General features: G+C 30.5%; 4 protein-coding genes. All 4 read left to right on the top strand.

Features of this window, described 5'->3' with window-relative positions; all coding sequences use genetic code 4:
- A partial coding sequence (locus ACJHWB_RS01880) for a hypothetical protein (RefSeq protein ID WP_483132815.1) occupies positions 1-9558 on the top strand: 9558 nt, incomplete at its 5' end.
- A 45-nt stretch (positions 9559-9603) separates the two neighbouring features.
- Positions 9604-20292, top strand: a complete 10689-nt coding sequence (locus ACJHWB_RS01875; protein WP_483132814.1) for a hypothetical protein — start codon at positions 9604-9606, stop codon at positions 20290-20292.
- A 179-nt stretch (positions 20293-20471) separates the two neighbouring features.
- Entirely contained in the window at positions 20472-21428 is a 957-nt protein-coding gene (locus ACJHWB_RS01870; RefSeq protein ID WP_483132813.1) for a phosphate acetyltransferase, read from the top strand.
- On the top strand, positions 21425-22630 hold the full coding sequence (locus ACJHWB_RS01865; protein WP_483132817.1) for an acetate/propionate family kinase: 1206 nt from the start codon (positions 21425-21427) through the stop codon (positions 22628-22630). The genes ACJHWB_RS01870 and ACJHWB_RS01865 overlap by 4 nt, the downstream gene beginning before the upstream one ends.
- Positions 22631-22645: the final 15 nt, after the last annotated feature.

Genomic DNA, 22645 nt, shown 5'->3' with positions numbered 1-22645 from the left:
TCAGTGTTTGCTAAAACAATAGCTGGTAGAGATCTTGAATTTGCTACCAAACCAGCACTTTCTAACATTTTTTCTGCAGAACAAGCTGGTAGTCAAGTTAGTCTTACAATGTTGCTCCAAAATGCAACTAACCACTTTACTGGCGCTAATATTTACTATCGTGCTTATGATAGTAGTAAACAAGATGCAGAAGTTGGAAACTGAAAAGACACAGATACCAAAATTGTAGCCCAAGTTTTTAATGACACTAGCATCAAAGGTGTCACAGCTACAAAATTAGAAAAAGGTAAAAACTATATCATTACCAAAGTGGAAATGATAGGTGAAGGTTATCAATCTTCTAAAGGTAATCAAGATATTCTTTTAGTATCCCGAAATATTGACTTACCAGATAGAATCTTTAGTGTTTCAGCACCAATCACTGTTGCTTCTGTAGAGCAATTAAAAGATACTATTGATTCAGCAAGTATTAGAGTTAATTTTGATAATGCCTCTATTAATATTGTGGGAAATGATGAAATTACCATTTCTTACTATCGTGCAGGTACAAGTGAGATTTTAACCAAAACAGGTCATATAACTCAAGGTCAACATTATGCTGACTTTGATTTATCTGATTTAGCTATTGGTTCTAAGTATTACTTAAACTCAGTTAAAATTAAAAAAACATTAATTAATGATCGTATTTTAGGTATTCTTTATAAAAATGTAGCAGCTTTATATAGTGACACTGTTTCTGTAGAACAAAGATCATTTTATACAACTAGTGGAATTACCAAAGTCGTTTATGATAATAGTCGTGAAGGAGAAGTTTATGCTGACTTTTTCTTAGCAGATGCTCGTGGTGATTATAAAGGCGCAACTGCAAAACTACATTATTCATTGATAAGTCAAGACAAGGCTCTTTATGATGAGCAAAAAACTAGAAAAACTCAAACAACTAAATTAGCAGATACAGCTGTTAATGGAGTTAGTCAAACTGGTGCTGCTAAAAGACGTGGTAAAAGAGCAGCAACTGCTGTATCTAATTATGAGTCAGGAAATTTTGAAGTTTTAGGTAATCGTATTAGAGTTAATTTAACAGGGCTTGTTAAAAAAGGTGAGTATCACATTGATAGTCAAGCTCTTGAGTTAGTTAGCGCTCCTCATGCAACTGAAAAAGATAATTCAATCAAACATGGACAACCTCGTTTGCAAACTGCGCATTCAAGAATTCCTTTTAAAGCACATTTACTAGACCAGTTTGAAAATAGCACTTTTGATACAATTCCAAAAAGTGCTACTATAACCTCAATTACTCAAAGTCAAGTTGGAGAAAAAAATGCTCAGTTTAGCATTGTTTTTGATACCCATGATTCATATCTTTATAATGGAGTTAAAATTAAAGCTAAACTACAAAAAGTTGGTGATGAAACCCAAGTAGTTGAAGTTGAGGGAATTGTTTCGGCAGCAAATGGTAACCAACAAGTTAATTTTGATGCAACTGGATTGCTACAAGGTTCACGTTATCAACTTGTGTCTTTCCATCGTGAAGAATTCCCTGATGAGCAAATTGAAATAATAAATGGTCCAACAGTTAACTTTACTTCTCAATTTGTTGACACAGAAGCAGCTATTAAAGATATTAAATATACTAATATTGGTGAAACTAAAGCTAGAATTAACCTTGAACTTGAAGATCAAGGTCGACAAGTTGCTGATAACTCTCCAGTTACAGTTACATTGACATATCACCATTATGAACCCCAAACTAGTAAACAAGTATTTGTAGACAAAGATGTAACAGCTACAAATTCTTCTATTAGTAATTTTTATAGTTTTGATTTAGATAATCTAGATAAAGAGACAAACTATACTATTAAATCTATTAGTTTTAATAAAACAAAAGGTAGACAGTCATCTACAATTACTCTTAAAGATTTAGAAGCAACTCAATCAACATTAAATACTGAAAAACACTTTACAACTACAGGTACAACTGTTACAGTTAAAGAAATTAATGTTACAGATATTCATCCTACTACAGCTAAACTTGCATTAACATTTGCTGACCAAGATCGTATTTTATTGCGTAGTCAAGATAGTCGGGTACAACAAGTTCAAGTTACATATCAAAATTTGAACTCACAAGAAAGTCACACTCAAGTTGCTAATATGAACATTGATGAGATTGGTCATAAAGGTGAAGTTTCATTAACTAGACTTGAGGCTGGTTCTAACTATCAAATTACTAAAGTAGCATTAGCTCACAATGATGCTATTACTTTTAGCTTTGATGATTCTGCAGGATCACACGCTGGTATTGACAAGCAATTTTTCAAAACTACTCCAACATTTAAATCTATGCATACCAAATCACTAACAGAGGTTAGTGGGCAAATTGATATTGAACTTAATGATAAAGCTGGTCAGCTAGATGGTTCATCAATTAAAATCACTTATCAAAAGTTGGATGATAATGGGCACACAATTGGTCAAACAAAAACCATAAACACTACAGTTAATGGTGCTAAAGCAGCTGTGAATTTATCTAATTTAGATAGAGCTGCAACATATTCTATTGAAAAAATTGAGTATCAAAAAGCAGGTGGTACTGCTTTTGAAGATTTACAAGGTTATCCTACAACATCTGATCATCAAAAACTTATTTTAATTGCTCAATCAACAACTATTGAAGGTGTGAGTTACACAAGTGGTGACAAAAATGCATCTTTAACTATTAATTTTGCAATTGGGGATACTAAATTTTTAGATGGCCGTACATTCCAAGTTGAACTAGAAACACTTGTAGGGGGAATTAAAACAACTGCTCAAGGAACTATTACACATGGTCAACACCAATTAGTAATTTCTTCTATACCTAATTTAACACCCGCAACTTATTACAATGTAGTTAAAGTTGAAGATATTACAAGCATTCCAGAATCTAATCCTATTACTAAACAAAAATTAACTACAATCAACTTTACTCCAACTGCAAGACAACAAGCATATTTAGCAACCAAACCAGAAGTTACTAATGTAAATGTTACTCAAATTTCTGAGAGAAAATATGCAATTAGTATGTCTATTAGCGACCCATTGCGTTCTAATACACAACCTATAAACTCTTCAGGTGCACAAAAATTTGAATCATTTAATGACCGTATAGTTGAAGTTAAATATAAAGAAACTACTCAAGCAGGTGGAGTGGTAATTTCAGGGCCACAAGCAGTTGAACAAAAAGCAGAAGCTACAATTTCTAATGGACAGATTTATGTTGAACTTGATAATTTAGAAAAAGGTGCAACCTACAAAATTGAATCAGTTGTTTTAAAAAATGGTGAAATGGATAAGATTGCAAATGCAGATGTTATTTATACAAGTGCAAATAATTTATTTATTTCAGATCAAGTTAGTTTTACTACACCAAAACATAAAACCTCAAGTACAAGTAAAAATGATTTAAATTTTACAATTACACCAATGAGTGCAACTGTTACAGAAATAACACAAGAAGGTGTTGAACCAAATAATGTAAAAATTAAAGTTAAATTTGGAGAAACAGAAGACAACTTTCTTAAAACAGACTCTAATAAAACATTTGAGCTTGTGTACCAAGGTATTGGTGGGCATGAACAAAAAACAACTCTTACAAAACAAGGTGAATATTATGTTGCAACAATAACTACTGGATTAGAGTTTGGTTCATTATATAATATTTCTGCAATTGTAGATAAATCGGCTAGTGATAAATTAACTACTATCAATTATAATCAAAAGGCACTTTTAAAACGTCATTTTTCAACTCAACCTGTAATTTCATCTATCTCAACATCAGCTGTACCAGGGGATGATATTGCTCAAAATATTAGAATTGATTTTAAAGATCAAGGTAATATTTTGAAAAATGGTGATTACATTTTACATTTTAAAGATATCAATAATATTGATAATTCAAATCCAAGTGCTTTAACTAATCAAAAACAACAAGAAGTAACAATAACAAACGGTGTGCTTAAAGCTAAATTGACAAATCTTGCAAAATATGGGCAATATGAAATTGTCAATTTGGTTAAAAAAGATGAAGCTTCATATATAGTAAATCCATCAAAAAATTTAGGGCAAGAACAAAAACAATTCATTGTTTGACCTCAGAGTCTTGAAATTAAAAATGTTGCTATTACACCTAATAGTGGAACTAATAAAAATGGATTAAATATCGTTGTATCTCTTGATCAATCATATAGAAGATATTTAAAACACTTTGGTACTGCTCATCAGGTAAAACTTGTTTTAAATACTCCTGATGATAGAACTATTCAAGATGGGTTACCTAGTTTTCGAAGTACAAATGCAAGTGATGCAAGCACTACGGTTAATCAAGATCCTACTTTATCATATGAATGGTCCGATTTTAATAATCAAGTAGGCGATAGAACAAAATTTCAAGTTAAAAACCTTGATTTTCTTTCAGATACTCATAAATTACCAGTTGTTTTTAAATATAATACTCAAGTACCAAACAGATTCACTTATCAAGATTTATTTTTCACTTCTGCTCCGATTATAGATTCGGTTAGAGCAAAAGCGCTTGGTGAAAATAGTGGTGAATTTGTTGTTGCTATCCAAGATGAGTTTGGAAGTTTCTCTGGTAAGATGTTGGAAATTACTTATGGTACACCAGATGAACATGGAATTATTAGTAATCAACAAACAATAAGATCTGTTTTATATATATCTACTAAACTATCTTCAACTAATTCAAAACTATCACATGGAACTAAATTAAAATTATCTGAAGCTACTTTTATTTTAAAAGGTTTAACTAAATTTACAAATTATAAAATTATATCTGCAAAAATTGTTGATGACACAAGCGCTCACACTCCAACTATTGGTAATAAAAACGATAGTGCAACAAATGCGGCTATTTTAACATTGCCTAGTGAGAATAATGATAACACTTTACACTTCCAAACATTAGCAAATTCTTTTACAATAACTAATATAGAGCAAGTAAATACTAATAGTTTGAAGAAAGATGAAGCTACTATTAAAATTTACTTTGATGGAGTAAATGATAAGTGATTGAATGAAATTAAAAATAATGGTCAAGAACTCTACTTACGTTATAAATCACTTAAAGATGGTCGAGTTCATACATCTATAGCAAGTGTAATTCCAAGTGGTAACGCTTTTGAATATATATTGCAAAATTTAGATCCGGGTGTTAAGTATCAAATTTTAAGCTTATCTAAAACTGAATCTCTTACGGATAATCAAATAAGTGTAAATATTAGTGATAATGCTAAAAATAAAGTATTTTTCAATACTTTACCAACCATTAAACGTGTTAGTTATACTCCTAGACCAAGAAGAAATATTGTTGATATCACTTTAGACTTGGAGAACACAGCTGATATACAGTTGTGAACAGTACAAAAACCAGCTAAAGCTACACCAAAATCTAAAAAAGGTACAAGACAATCTGGAACCCAATCTACTGGTCCTAGTTTAAGTATCACTTTGAACCATATTGGTGACAATGGAACTCCTGAATCTAAAGAAATTGTTGTTAGCCCGATTTCAATTATCACAAATAAAGGTGCATCTAGTACAAAGAGGGTTAAATTCAATTTACCTATTGATGGGACCAAAATCAACTCTGGTAACTTTTATCGAATTAAATCAATTACAATAAATAATAAAACTTTAGAATTTTCAAAAGATATACCGGATAATAAAAGAAATATTGACTCTGGTGTTGGTAGAACATCTATTGCAACTATTATCTCAAGTGATGCAACAGTTAGTTCAGGTTTATTTAGTGTTAAATTCAAACCAACCGATCACTTTCTAGTTGGTAATTATAAAGCAAGAATTAAATACGGAACTCCAAACACTTCATCTGTTAACGATTTAATATCCCAGCCTGTTGATATTACTAGTGCAGGATTGACAAATACAGGTATTAAATTTAATCTTACCAATTTAGTTGCAGGTCAAACGTATAATATTAAAGAAGTTTTTGTTGAACGGGTAGATGGTAAAACTGATTTTCATGGTATTCCTTTACCAGAAAAATTAAATGTGGATCCAATGAATGATCCTAGGAAAAATATTAATGTAAATGGAATAAACAGTGCAAAACTTAAAACAGATGTTGATGTTGAAAATATTACTTGAACTTCTAGTCAAGAAAAACAAGCCACTATTAGTGTTTATTTTAGAAACGACAATAATAGATTGCAAGAAATTTTTCGGAATAATAAGTTGAGATTAACTTATAAACTTTATGATTCAGGGAATACTAGATTTAATATTTATAAAAATTATTTAGATTTTAAAACTACTCATTCTAATGGTGATAATGTTGAAATATCTAGTGTACAAAATGGAAATGTTATTAATTTTAATATCAATGATGCATTCAAAGGTGCAACATATTATGTAGAGAAAGTGGAGTGGATTCCAAATAATCATCCCAATTCACCTATGACCATACCATTTGAAACACAAATAAATAGTATTTCAGAACGTACATTCGTTATTAAAGCAAGTACTGCTACAATCGATAGTGTAGTATCACCTTTTAAAGAATCAACTAACACTAGCGCTAAGGTGACATTGAATTTTGATGCAAGTGATGTTTTCTTAGCAGGTAAGAAGGTTGCTCTTGAGTACTATGATAAATCTGATCGCACTAAATCAAAAATTTATAGTCAATCAATTACGACTTCTCCATCAATAATTTCAACATCTATAAATGAACACAATAATGTTTCTGCTGTTTTTGATATTCAAGGTCTTAAAGCAGGTGCTTCTTATCAAGTTGTTAAAGCGATTGTAGGGGATGAGTCTATTGCAGTCACTTTGAAGAATGGTTTAGATTCTGGAAATGGGGATCAAGTTACATTTCAAACCGCTACTGAAATTAAAACAATTCAAGTCACTAATGAAAATGATACATCAGCAAATATTGTTTTAAATGTTGATAATAATTTAACAAGTAATAATTTACAATACACAGATAATGATAGAGTTCAAATAACTCTGAAACCTATAACCATTATTACTAAACATAATGACCCAGGTTTAGCTCGTGATGTTACAGTAGAGGGACAATTTCAAGATAATGGGCATAAAATCGTTGTTGATAATAGTAAGTTTGAAAATAGTCATACTTTACAACGGTATACTGAGTATTATATTGATGCAGTTACCATCACACCAGAAGGTGCATATGCTGATGAAAAAAATACTCATATTTACTTTAATCCTAGTTTAGATGCTAGTGGTCTTTTTAATTCGAGTCGTTATTTTAAAACTACCGGAAGAGAGATTCATTTGGATAATACTAAAAATGATGACGGGTTTGTTAAAGGTTATAAAGCTGAAGCTATTTCAACTACATCGGCTAGATTAACTTTTCAAGTTGATCAAATAGGACAAGCAATAGTAAAAGGTAAAACTTTTGTATTAAAAATGAAAAACGCAGATGACACTGGGAATGAACAAGAAACTACTTTTGCATCATCTTTTAACTCTAAAGGTCAAATAAGTTTTTTAATTGATACTAATAATTCAAATCAATTATTAGCTGCTGGTGGAAAATATAAAGTTAAAGGAGTGACAGAATTTCTTAGTAGTAGTAGTAGTAGTAGTAGTAGTATTGTTGATGCTATTGACAAAGAGTTTGCAACAAAATATGAAGATGAAAAGGTTGTAAGTGTTGAGGTTTTAAAACCTGAGCAAACAGGTATGTGAAATTTGGCACCTTATCAATATGATTTGGGTTTTAAACTTCATTTAACTAATGAAAATATAGTAGGTAATAGACAAAATCAACAATTAAAAATTACTTATAATAATGTAGGACAGACTATTACAAAAACAGCGGTTTGAAATGCAAATGATGAAAGTTACAAACTTCAGATAAATGATGTAAGGGATTTAATCGGTAAAACTTTAACATTATCTATTGATAATTTTACACAAAAAGACAATCCATTATCACTAACAGCTAATAAACAAATAACACTTAATAAATTTACTACAGATTATGATATTACAACCTCACTTAATTCAACTTTTTTAATTGAAGGCGCAGTGAGTACTGATGTTTCAATTCCTAATCTTATAGGATTTACAATAGCTGTTTATGACCCAACGGATGCCATTAAACCAACTCCTTTAATTTCATCAGCTAATTCATTAGATGGAAATAGATTTTATATGATTCATTATGATGAAAATGTTGTCAAAGTACCCACTAACTTCAATCTTATATCAACAAATAGGCAAAATCCAAATGGCTATAATATAAATTCTTGAGAATATTTTTTTAATCCACCTAAAAAATTAGGTGCGGCAAATCAAAATTTTGCTCTCGTAGATGCTGTTCATAAGGTTGTGGATAATAATTGAATGAATTCAATAGATCAAGGAGAAGGTACTGAGAATAAATCTAAAGGACTTAATAATGTATTTAGCCAATCAAATGCTATTGCCAATCCATTTTATTTTTTTGACCTTGCATTTGAAGATGTTACAAAAGGTCATGTGACAAATCAAACTATAACAAAAGAATCAAATATTAAACCTGAATATTTGCGTATTGATTCTATTCAAAACAGAGAGTACACACCTTATAAAGAAAAAACTAAATTAATTACTTTTTATTATAATTATCAAAATAATTTTAATGCATTTTTTGGTTCATCATTTATTGAAATGGATCTTACTCAATTTAAAATTTTTGACCAAACACCATTTGTCAGAAAATCATATATTATGAGGAAAGGTTTAAATAATAACACACAAGTTTCAAATAATAAATGATTCACTTTTCCGGAAAAAACAAAAGATAGATTTGTTGTCAAGAGTTTGCGTTATGCAACTTTTGATGACCCTAGTTTTAGTAAGTTTTTAGGTAATCAAACAAGTTCTGTTGTAACATATAAGGATAATGTTGAAAAACATTATCCTTCCGGTTATCAAAATGATGATGGAACTTTATTTGCTTATGCTAATTTAAAAGTTAAAAATATTTTTGGTGATATTTTGGCTCCATTATATTTGCCAAATCCTGAATCTTATAATAATCCTAACTTTGCTCTTTTAGATTCTAAATATCAATTGAAAAATGGGCAACCTACATTTAGTGTAAGGATATCTGATAAATCATGGCGAGAATTGGCTAATGACAAAGGGTTGAATGCAACAAGATATTCGGATGGAAGTGCTTTTTTTAGTATGTTTGCTGTATTTTTAGATTATAGAGGAAATATGTATTTTGCAGGTAATCAAGCAGGTCGTGCGGCTTTCCCAGCTCAAGAAAATGATTATCGTGATGAAAATGGAAAATGAATTAATTTTTACCTAAAACCAGCTTTAGACAAATTAGGTTATACCGAACATAGCGATTTAGCTGTCAACAATCCATTAATATTTTTAGGTGTTTGAGGTCGTTTTTCAGATGATCAAGATCATGATAGTAAACTTAGAACCATTTATTATCGCCCAGACTATTACGCTAGAAATCGAGCCTTTGTAATCACTCCATATAAAAGATAATTCTTTAAACTAATAAAATAAAAAATAAAAAGTCGAGAACTAACTATGAAAACAAAAATGTCAAAAACTAAAAAACAAATACTAGCACTTGGAATGTTAGCCCTTGGTGGGTTAACATTTGGTAGTTTAAGTTTTGTTCCTTATTTACTTCGTCATTGATCTACAATTCAATATGAAGTTGTAAATTTCAAATCTGAATTTGATCAAAATGAGAAAAAATTCACACTTGGTTTTGAACTTAGTGATCTAGATGCTTACAAACTGAAATATCAACCTTTGCAAGTTAAATTGTATAGTGATAGTAATGGTAAATCTATGGTTAGCGAGCACACTGCTCACTATGATGACTTTAGTCGTTCTTGAAAATTGGATGTTGATGCATCACAATTAACACCTGGTTCTCGTTACTATATTGGCATTGACTACAAAGAGGGTAAAAATCGCTTTGGAGCTAAAAAAATAGTTGGTTTTTCAAAAAATGTAGCTGATTTTATCAATGTGCCAGCAGCAGTTAAATCTATTAATTTTGGAAAAATCGATACAGGAAGTGCTGCTGTTAAAGTTGATTTTTCAGATGATATCAAGTCGCTTGAAGGTAAAAAAGTAGCTCTTGAGTACTACTATTTGCCCAAAGGTCAAAAAGTTGCTGCTAAAAACCAAATCGTTACCACTTATGTTGATTTAACCACAGTTAAAGAAGGAACTGCCGATTTTCAATTAAATAACTTATTACCAGATGCAGACTATTATGTTTCTGGAGTTAAATTAATTAGTGACGGTCAAACTCCACGTGAACTTACAAGTGGTGAGCAAGAAAACATCCAACTAAGTGAAGGAACATTTTTTAACACCAAAATTATTGACTTAAAAGTTAATCAAATGAGTGCTACTGATGAGTTGGACTTAGGTAAATTTATATTATTAACTTTTGATAAAAAAACTAATCCAGAGCTAACAAAAGTTAATAATATGCCTGTAGAAATTAGTTATATAAACAGAACTAGTTCAGAACATGAAATTAAAGTTATTAGAACCAGATTGATTGATAATGTAATTAGTTTTCACTTAAATAGAGCCAACAATCATTTGTTGCCTTTAGGTTCTAGTTTTGAGATAGCTCAAATTAAAATTGCTGGAGCAAATGTTGAATTTGCCAAAGGTGTTAGCAATGTTTTCTACTCACAAAATGGAGTAGTTGCAATTAAAAGTAAAACTAGTGGAACAACTGCAAATGTTGAAGCCACATTTGCTAGCCAAGATGACATTAGTGGTTTGATAGCAAATGTTGATTTATCACCTTTAGCTGAAAACAAAGTTAGCGCAAACATTGTTCCGCTTGAAAATAATTTATATAAAGCTACATTTAATATTATTGGTTTAACTAACAAAACAGTTTATAACATCAACGAGATTTCTCTTAACAAATTACCTATAAACACTGTTTTTCCGGGCAATGAATTTGATTATCGTAAATTCAATTTTGAAGATGGTGTTGAGCGTTCTTTTTTAACCGGACTTAATGACTTATCCGTATTTATTAAAGCAGCACCAGAAGTTGAAACCAATCTAGTTACCTATAGTTTTGGTTTTGGACCCAAATCTAATTATTTAAACTCCAAACAATTAAGACTTGCATATCACCTAGAAGGTGATGGCCACATCTATTATAGTCAAGTTGCAACAGCTGCTGGAAATTCAGTTAAATTTAAATTAAATGAATTTTTACCAGGACGTAAATACAAACTTGATAATGTTGAAATTGTTGGTGAGCAAGATATCAATGTTGTTATTGATGGTGATAAAACTGATGCAACTTTTTACACTCGCGCTGCAGTTAGTGATATTCAGTTTGAAGATATTGGTGAGACAAATGCTAAAGTTAAAGTCTTTATTCAATCCGATTTAGAACAGTGACAAAAAATCAAGGATAGTGAAGATGGTAAAGTGACTTTGATTTATAGTGCTGGTGCCCATAACTCATTAGTGTTGTCCATTGATACAATTTTTAAACCCAGCTCACTAACAAAAGTGAAAGATGGTTTTGAAATTGAGTTTAACCTTAGTGGTTTGAATCGTAAAACTGATTACTATATTGACAATTTAATTTTTAGTAACTCAAGTGCTAATTCATTATTTTCAGGTGATGGAATTTTAGCTTTAGATAAGTATTTTATAACTAAATTTGAAAGTTCTTCACCACTTACAATTAATACTTACAATATTAGCCAAGAAACAGCTACAGTTGAAATTCAATTCAACCCAGATACTGACTCATTTTTAGATAATCATAAATTTAGATTGGTACTTAAGAAGAATGATTCAGATTTAGATGAAATTTCAAGTGATAAAATAGATTCTAAAACTGATGTAGATGATGACTCATTTGTGTCAGAAGTAAAATCTTCAGCAATTCGTTTCAATCTTAAAGGTTTACAAGCAGGTTCTAAATATACTATTGTTAATTTACAAGCAATTCCTGATAGTCGTTTAAGTGAGCGTGATGCTAGTCAATTTGCAAAATTAAAATTTAATTTTACAAACTCATCCGTATCATCTAGTAATTATTTTTATACAAGCGCAGATATTACAAGTATTGAACATACTTCCACAAGTGAACAAACTGCTCAAATTACAGTTCATTTAGAATCACAAGACCCTAAACTAACTTATAACCTAAGCAATCCTAGTTTAGCTTACTTAAATAAAACAACCAAAATTCTTGAATTTGTTCAAGGTAGATATGAACCCGCAAGAAAAGTATTTATTTTTGATTTAGGTAATACAACTCATCCATTACAAAAAGTAACGGATTACCAAATTCAACGTGTTATTGTAAATCAACATCCAATACCATTTTCAAAAACATTTGATGAAAATAACAAAAATTTTTCAACTAGTGCTAAAACTGCTCAAATTGTTGGTGTTCAACAGGTAGGACGTTATACTAATAAAATTAAAGTAGTTCTTAATTTCTCTGGTAATGATGATTATTTAAATGGTGAGCAGTTAAGTGTTCAATTAAATCAACACAATGGTAGCGAGCATGTTAGAGCAACCGCTACTGTAAATAATAGTAGTGCAGAATTTGAGTTTACAGGTCTTACTCATCTTGGAACTCAATATGAAATTGGTCAAATTACCCACATAAGCAACAACCATGGTAGAACAGCAAATATTAATTTTGGATATGATAATTCATCCAAACAAAAAAAAGACAAATTGTATACTTTAGGTGAAGTTAATAATTTTACTTATAATACACACAAAGAAGTTGATCGAGCTACAGTAACTGTGTCATTTACTGATGTCGAACGTTTTTTTAATCAAAATTCTTTAACAAAAACTACTCGTACAGCGATACTTAAATATCATGATGATAATGGTAACCCTTTTAGTGCAATGGCTTCAATTTCAAATGGCCAAGCAACATTCAATCTCGATCATTTGAAAGAATTTACTAAATATACTATTCAATCGTTAGAAATTAATCAAATTGGTAATATTACCCTTAGTTCAAATGCTGAAAGTCATAAAGACTTTTATACAAAAGTTGGACATATTAGTTTAAATGATGCTATTTATGTTAACAAGTCTCCAACTAATACCGAAGCTACTTTAGTGTTTGAAACTGGTGATAAAAAAGTAATTGAAGGTAAAACAATAAATGTTGTTGTATCTCCGGATACATCTCATTCTTCTACAGGTGATAAACATGCAAGTGGAAGAATTGAATTTGACGCTCAGGCTAATCGTTATCAAGCTAAGTTGAATTTTACAGGTTTAGTTTCAGGTATTCGTTATAATTTGAACACATTAACAATTACACACACTCAAGAAGATCCATCAGCAAATCCAAACACTAGTGCTATTGTAGATACTGTAAAAATCAATAATGAACATAAAAACACTTTTTCTACTATAGGTGTTATTAAAAATATTTCTTTAGTTGGTAATCCTTCAGATAAACAAGCAACTATCAAAGTTGATTTTCAAGGTGATTTAAATGATTCAGTGGCCGGTTTTAAAGATAGAAGTGCTACTTTGATTTATAGAAATACTTCAACTAACCAATTGGTTTCAAATGTTCAAACTATCCAAAATAATAGTGCTAATTTTATTTTATCAAATCTTATTAAGCAACAAGAATACCAATTTGTTTCACTTAAATTAGATGGTATTCAAGATGTTCAATTAGATAGTACTAAAGCCGAAGAACAAGTTAATCATGTTAAAACCTTTACAACTGCATTTGCAAGCATAGAAATTAAAGATATTCAGCAAAAAGTAGAAAATGACAAAACTGTTGTTTCTATCTTTTTTGATTCTAGTGTTGATGAAGTTGCTATTAACAATTATATGGCAACTCTTAAATATACTCCAAAAGTAGGAGGGGTAAAACAATCTTCTTCACCAGTGGTTATTAGTAACTTTAAAGCAGTATTTAATTTAACAGGTTTACAAGAAGTTTCTACCTTTGATATTAATTCTGTTGAAATTACTAAACCAACAAATTCAGGACACGCATCAAGTGCGAGTGGACCAATAACAACTCCACCTAGCGCAACTTTTTCATCATTATTAAATGGTAATCAATCAAATAAAAAAGTATTTTATTCAGCACCTAAAATTACTGAAATCACTCCTAATGTACATGATGATTCAGCTAATTTAACTATCAAAGTCAAACAACCTGAGAACACGTATACAGGTAATTCTGTAAATGCATTATTGGTGTTTAAATCCAAGAGAACAGGAACTACAAATGCTAAGTTGATTCAAGGTAAAGAAAACGCAATTAGTGGAGAAGAAAAAACTTTCACTTTTGATTTAACAGGTTTAGATAAACTCACTACTTATGAAATTGAAGAACTTCGTCTTAATGGTAATGTAATTAAGTTTAGCAATGATATTAATGCTCATGTTGAGAAAAAAGATTTTCAAACAACCGCAACTTATGTTGAAACTCCTTCATTTATACAAACTGTTAAAAAGAAAAATGAAGTTGCTGCAAATATTTCATTTGATCCAGTTAAAGATTGGTATTTAATTGGGAATAAAATTAGTTTTCAAACAACCGCAAATGGTAAAACTAAAGAATTTGAGACAACTGTTGGAAGTGATGGATTAGCTAAATTGGATATAACATCAGATGCAATAACTAGTGGTTCAAATGCATTTGTAGTTGGCCCGGGTGAAAATATTAATTTTAATACTATTAGAGTTATTAATGAAGCACATACAGAAGGTCTAACAAAAAACCTTGATTCAATGATCAATCATACTAAATTCATAAATGATGATAGCGGTTCTAGAACACCGGTTACTTTTGTTCTTAAATCTAAAGATTTAATTACGAGTGTTGTTAATAGAGTTGTAAATTCAAATAGTGCTCAAATAACATTAAAACTAGCTACTAGCGATCAACTTACTGGCAAACTTACTTTAAATTATTTAAATAAACAAACAGGAATTGTTCAACATGTTGAAGCACAAGTCCCACAATCCAACACTAATGGTAATGTTGAATTTTCGATTACTGGAACCAGAAATATTCAAAACCTTGTAGAGTATCAATTGCAAAATGTTGAAGCAAATGGTGAAATTATTGGATTTGATACAGATACAATCACAATTGAACAACGCCAATTTAGACCATTGCCTAATTCGGTTACAGTTAAAAGTATTATTACCAAATATGATCCAATAGCAAAAACAGCGGTTGCAAGAGTAGAGTTTGATGACACAGCTCGTCAATTCCTCGCAGGTAAAAAAGTTAAACTTTTATATCATCCACTTTTACAAAGTATATCATCACAGCAATTAGAAGCTACCAAGGGTGCTAATGGTACAACTGAAGCTTTAATTCGTCCAGATGGAACAGTTGAATTTAAACTTGATGGAACTTTGGTTCATCCAAGTGGTAATGGAAATATAACTATTGATAATATTCCAGGTCGAGCACCTGGTGGAAGTTCTACAACTAACACAAACTCTAATTTAAATAGTTATTCTAATATTAGTTTTAACAATAATGCAGGCACATTAATTGATGGTATTAAATACCGCTTTACTGCTGTTGAAGTTTTAGATTCAGGTATTAATGGTTTTAGAACCACACTCAATTTAACACATTCAACTGATGATACGTTTTCAACATTGCCAATTTCTACATATGCATATCAAGTAAAAACAGATGAACAACTTGATAAAGTTGTTACAACAATTGAAGCATTTTATTTAACTAATGAACCATTGCAAGAAAATGCTGAAACTGCTCAAAAATTTAAAATCAACCTATATAACCCAACTAACAAAAGTGTTGTTGAAGCACAAGCGGTAGCTTTTACTAGTTCTGAACATTCAATTGCTCCTCTTCATTTGATGGCTGGATCAGCTTCAACAACTACAGGTCAACAATACTTTTGAAAAGTACTATATAAAGTAGATCTTGAAAAAGCTAGTTTATACCAAATTGTTTCAACTAGTTATGATGGTAAAGATATCGATTTATCTAGATATACTAATGAACATTCAGGTCAAAGTGTGGATAATCAACTTAAACAATACTTTACTACACCAGGAACTAAAACCAAGGTTGTTGGTATTGATTATGGTCTTATTCCTTCAGATGATTCAGCAACTATTAAAGTTCAATTAGATGATGTGGATAACTTTGTAGGTAAAAATAATTTACAACTCAAATTAAGTTATCAACAAAAAGCTGGTACAGGTATGCCAACTGGGCGCAATGCTGTTGCTCCGATTCTAACTGTAGACTCAACAAGTATCACTCAAGATGGTCTTGCAACATTTGATATACAACATTTATCAAGAGCTTCAAGATATGAAATTACAAAAATTGAACTAGTAGGTCATGAAGCTATTGGCACAGGAGAGGGTTTGAAAATTGAAACTGTGGCTTCAGGTTCACAACAAGCATCTAATTTAACATTTAATGCATCAACTACAAACGCTCCTAATCAAACTCTTTTTGCAACTCGTAATGGAATTACCAATATATCGTTTAGTCAAAATTCAACTATAGAGGGCCAAGGAATATTAACTCTTACCTTCGGTACTACAGGAAATCAAGTTGATAATGACAAAGGGATTTTAACTTTTATTGATGAAACCACCGGACTTACAAGTCAACAAGAAATTTTGGCTAACTCCAATTATGATGATACAGGTACCTTTAATAGAACAAATAATAGAATTAGTTTTCTTCTTACTAATTTAAGAAAAATAGGTACTTATAAAATTCAAAAAGTATCCATTCATGGCTTAAATTATTTTGTTAATCATGGTGTTGTAGATACTTTTAATACTGTTCCTAAAATTGTAAAAATTACTAATGTAGAATATAGTGATCTTCAATCTATTTTAACTAGTGATAATAAATTAGCTGGTACAGGTAAAATTAAAGTTACTTTTGATGGTTTAGAGAGTTATTTAGTTGATCAAACATTAAGTTTTACTTTAAATTCAGGTTCGCTAACTAAAACTATTGTTGGTAAGGTACAAAAAGATGTAGATTCTAATCCTTATGTTGAATTAATGTTGACTAAAGATAATTTTGCATCTACAAATATGCAACCAGCACAAATAGTTGTTGGAAAAACATGAAAAATTTCAAACATTACTATTCCAAACAAAGTTGTAACAGCAACAGTTAAAGAACCAAATACAACTCTTAGTTCTCTAACATTTATTCCTACCGGACCTGCACTTGTTGGTAGTGGACAAGGATTAACTCCCTTAAAACCTTTTACATTACCAGGTTATTTTTCTAATATTAGTCTTGAGAATTCGAATAAAAATAGTAGTTCAACAATAAGTTTGAAAACTGTAACATTTTCTGGTAATATTTCACAATTTGATGGCAAACAAGTTGTTGTTGAATTAGATAGCCATCCAGGTTATCAATATTTTGCAACTGCAAGAGTTAATAGACAAACTTTGACTTTTTCAGGATTAAATTTAGATAGATTACCATCACTCCATGAACATCATGTTAAAAGTATTAAAATAGATGGTGTGTCATATCCTATTTCACCAAGTACTACTTCTACTAATGTCGCTTATACTAACGTTGAACATTTTAAGGTGACTAGATTTGAATGAGATGAAGTTAATTCCACTCATGATACTACAAAATTAAAAGTCATATTTGATCCAAAAGATAAGTGGTTGTTAAATAAAAAAGTAGAATTAAAATATAAAGCTTTGTTAGGATCAGATCATACTGATAAAATACTTTCAGATAATAATTTGCACAAGGAAATTATTGATAATGGGCATGGGCAACTTGAGGCTGATTTTGATGTACCTGTAAACGGCACTGTTAATACTACTGATTCATTTAACTTTGCACAGCATTATGAATTTATAGGTGTGGAATTAGCCTCCAGTGATTTTGATCTTAGACAATTTCATAAATATAATCAAACAAAAGTTCCAACCGCACTTTATGATCCATCACTAGGGTTGAATACAAATGCTGTTAGATTTTTTACATATTTTAGTGAACCACAAATTCAGTCTAGTTCTATAACTGATATTACAAATACAAAAGGTAAACTGGATACATTTCAAGCTACAGTATCTATAAGTTTTACTAATCATGAAGCGATTGCAGGTGAAACAGCATCAACATGAGATGTTCAATTTTTTAATCATATTAGATCTAATGCAGTTTTAGAAGGGGATATTGATCCTGGAACACAGTTTAAAATAATTAATAAACGTTGAAATGCCAAAACCAATCAATTTCAATTTGAAATTTATGGTGACCTAAAACCATTAATTGATAATTTTAATCAAATCAACATTGCAAACTTTGATGCAAATAGAGCAAACAATTTTTATATGAAAGTTTCATATAAATACTTTGATAATCCATCAAGAACTATATTGAAAAATAAAAACTTGGTTGACAAAATATATAATGGCACATTTCTTGATACGGCTTTTCCTAAAAAATATGTGGAAGTAACAAAAATTGAAGGAAAACAAACCACACCATATGACTATGGGATAGAAATAGAAATATATGATCCTTTTGATATTGTTAAAACCACTGATTCTTTTACGCATGAACAAACATATCAAAAACTTTATGAAACAATTTATAATAATGGGAGTGCATCTGATGGTACGAAAGGTATAGGATATAATTATTTTAATGGTTCTACTTGGTATGATAAAAATAAAACTAGATTAGCAAATGTAAAGCAATTGGATGTTAGTCAAGGTAATTATCGTTGAACAATAGATTCAAGAGAAGAATTTTCTTTTGGATTAAGACTTGCTTCTATTGATAAATTAAAACAATCTATGCTCGATTTATCCACTGTGAATATACTTAATAAAGGAACTGTTGGAGGTCCTGTAACCAAAGTGCCATCTCCATTATACAAAGATAGTCATTTTCGTCCTAAAGTACAAATTGTCAATGCATCAAACACACAAGAAATTGAAAAACTTCCCGAACTAAATGATACAGATAATTATGTGAGTGTTTTTGGTATTTGAAATTATGATATACAAACACATAGATATGTTACAAATAACACGAAATACAAGCGAATTTGATTGAATATTTCACCAGGAACTTCAAACTCTTTAGCAGGAAAGGTAATAGTTTTAGATCTTAGTAAATTTTATTTTGATAAAACAGGAGATCACGATTTTAAAATGATTGTTCCTCAAAATGATGATGAGCTACAAAAAGTTTTTGTAATGCCAAGTTCTGAGAACCATTTCAATGCTTTTTGAGGAACTTATACTAATAATTGATCAGCAGCAGATGCTAAAGATAAAACAGGTCCAATAAGACTAACAATTGAATCTAGAAGTTTTTTTGATGTTAGACATGTTGCTGGTTTTGATTATCCATTGCGTTCTCAATACGATGAATTACAAACAACATTGGATAATAACACTATTTTAGGACCTTCTCCATTTCTAGCTCCTTTCCAACACAATACTGAAACAATTAGTTATTATAATGTTCAACAAGGTAATTCAATTGATAACAAAATACGGATTTATAATTATGGGGATACTCAAGCATCCGACGCTGAAACAACATGGAAAGAAAAAGTTGAAAGACAAGTACCAAATTTAGGAAAGGTAATAAGTTATACAGATAAATATATTCTAAATAACTATCAATTTCCTTTTGGTATATCTGGGGCAAGTTATGATCCAGAAACTGAACATTTAACTGTAACTTTTGATTGAGCTAGAAATAGCAATAGTGATCGTAAAAACATCACTACAGTTATGCAACATAAAGCTTATGCAACTTATGTGGATAATGATGGTAATATGTATTATTTTGGTAAAGTAGATGGTGATGGAGCATCGTTTGATAAAGATCTTACCTCTAATAATAATAGCATTATTTTTAGTATCAAGCAACCATTATATGCCACCAATCAAAACCCTACACCAAATAGGAGGTTGTATTTTGTTGGGATTTTAGTCCAACCATATTCTAATGAAGATCCAAGTAATACAATTATTAATATTCATGTGAATAATGATAAACCTAATGGTCGTTGAACTAATCCTATTGCAAGATACAATGTCGATGCATATAGAAAAGTTATAGTTGTCCCAGGTGTTTTGGACTATACAAAAGCTATAACTGTATCTAGAACTTATTCAGTGCCAATTTTAACCAAAGCAGCTCAAGATCAAATTACTCAGTCAATCATTTATAAATAATTAATTCAAAAACTATAAAAAACCTAAATACTAGTAATATTTAGGTTTTTTTGTTTTCATTTTTCACAAATCTATAAAAACTCCCAATTTTTAATAATTTTCTTATAAATTAATTTAAAATTAATATTATTACTTATACTTTGTAATATTGTTTTTCTAATTAAAGATAGGAGAAAAAAATGAATTATCAAAAAGAATTAGAAGCTCAAGTTTTAGCATCCCAACAACAAGGAGGTATCAAATCCATTTTAATTATTGATGGAGAAGATGCTCGTGCAATTGAAGCTGCTAAAAGATTAGCAGCAAGTAAATTGGTACGTCCTATTTTACTTGTAAGCAAATTACTAGAAGGTGTTGATATTGAACAACATGTTGTTAGTGAATTACAAACCAAAGCTTTTGTGGAGCAATTTATCGAAATTCGAAAAGGTAAAGAAAACCTAGAAAGTGCTCAAAAACAAATTGCTACTTTACCATTTTATGGTACTATGCTACTCAAAACTGGTAAAGTAGATGGGGTTATTGGTGGTCTTGCTTATCCAACTGCCGACATTTTGAGAGCTGCTTTTAAAATTGTAGGTCCAAAACCTGGAATTAAAACCATTTCATCTGTGATGATTGTTCACAAAGATGACAACAAATTACTATTTAGTGATATTTCAGTTAATATAGCACCAAATGTGGATCAATTAGTAGATATTGCCAAAAATGCAGTGGATTTTGGTCTTCAACTAGGTTTTGAACCTAATCCTGCTTTTCTATCCTTTTCAACTACAGGTTCAGCTAAAAGCCCACAATCTGATGCTGTAGCAGAAGCTACTCAAATTTATAACCAAAGTGCTACTTATAAAGCTATGGGTGAAATTCAATTTGATGCTGCCCTTGATGCTCAAGTGCGTAAGCAAAAATATAAAGGTGAAGCAAGTAAAGAAAATGCCAATGTACTTATTTTTCCATCTTTAGAAGCTGGAAACATTGGTTATAAAATTGCTCAACGTTTGGGTAACTATGGAGCGATAGGACCAATTATTGTTGGTATTGCACAACCAATTAATGATTTATCACGAGGAGCTACTGTTGAAGACATCTATAACACCGCCCTTATTACTGCTTTACAAATCAAAGGAGAAAAATAATGAATAAGGTTTTAGTAATAAATGCTGGTTCATCATCTATTAAATGACAAATTTTTAGTAAAAATCAGTTAGAACTTATTGCCTCTGGACTAGTTGAAAGAATTGGTATCTCTGGAGGAATATTTAAAGTATCAACAGAGACAAACTCTGCACAAATCAATTTAGATGTTGACAACCACAAACAAGCAGTTGCCAAACTAATTGAACTCTGACTTGAGTACAAAATTGTCGCTAGCATTGATGAAATTGAAATAGCAGGATTTCGGGTTGTACACGGCGGAAGTATCTTCCGTGGTCCAGTAAAACTTGATGAAGAAGCTATTGGTCACATTGAAGCACTTGCAAAATTTGCTCCATTACATAATCCATCTGCAATTGAAAGTATTAGAGCAATTCAAGCAGTACTACCAAATGTTAAATTAGCAGCTAGCTTTGATACTGCCTTTCACGCTGATATCCCTAAAGTAAATTATACTTATCCAATTAATGCTGACTTTAGTAATAAATACGAAGTTCGTAAATACGGATTTCACGGAATTAGTCACAAATTTATTACTATGATGTTAGAACAAATTTTAGATTCTTCAACCGTTAACTATGTTAATATGCACATTGGTAATGGAGCATCTTTAGCTGCAGTTAAAGATTCTAAGTCAATTGATACTACTATGGGTCTTACCCCTCTTGCAGGAGTAATGATGGGAACTCGTAGTGGTGACATTGATCCATCTATTCATCACTTTGCATATCATCAAGCTGGATTATCAATTGATGAATTTACAGATATGCTCAATAAAAAATCAGGACTTTTAGGTGTCTCTGGTATTTCCTCAGATATGCGTGATTTATCTAAAGCTGTTGAACAAGGAAATGCTCAAGCCGATTTTACTCTTGACTTGTATGCTCAAAAAATTGCTGACTACTTAGTTAATTTTATTAACAAAGTAGGTAAGTCAATTCAAGCACTTGTCTTTACTGGTGGGGTTGGTGAAAACTCAGCTATGATGCGTGAGCGTATTATTAACAAAATTGACTTACCAAAATTAAATTTAGTTTTAGATGCAACACAAAATTATCGTCCACTAAAAGAATTTGGTCCAATTGAATTAGTTTCAGCTCCAAACTCTGATTTACCAATTTATGTCATTAAAACTAATGAAGAACTTTTAATTGCTCAAAATGCAATTAAGTCATGATCATAATTGTGCTTTCAATTT

The sequence above is a fragment of the Mesomycoplasma sp. genome, assembly GCF_056854695.1.
Note: the sequence above shows the minus strand (reverse complement) of the source record. Positions and strands in the feature narration are given on the sequence as shown.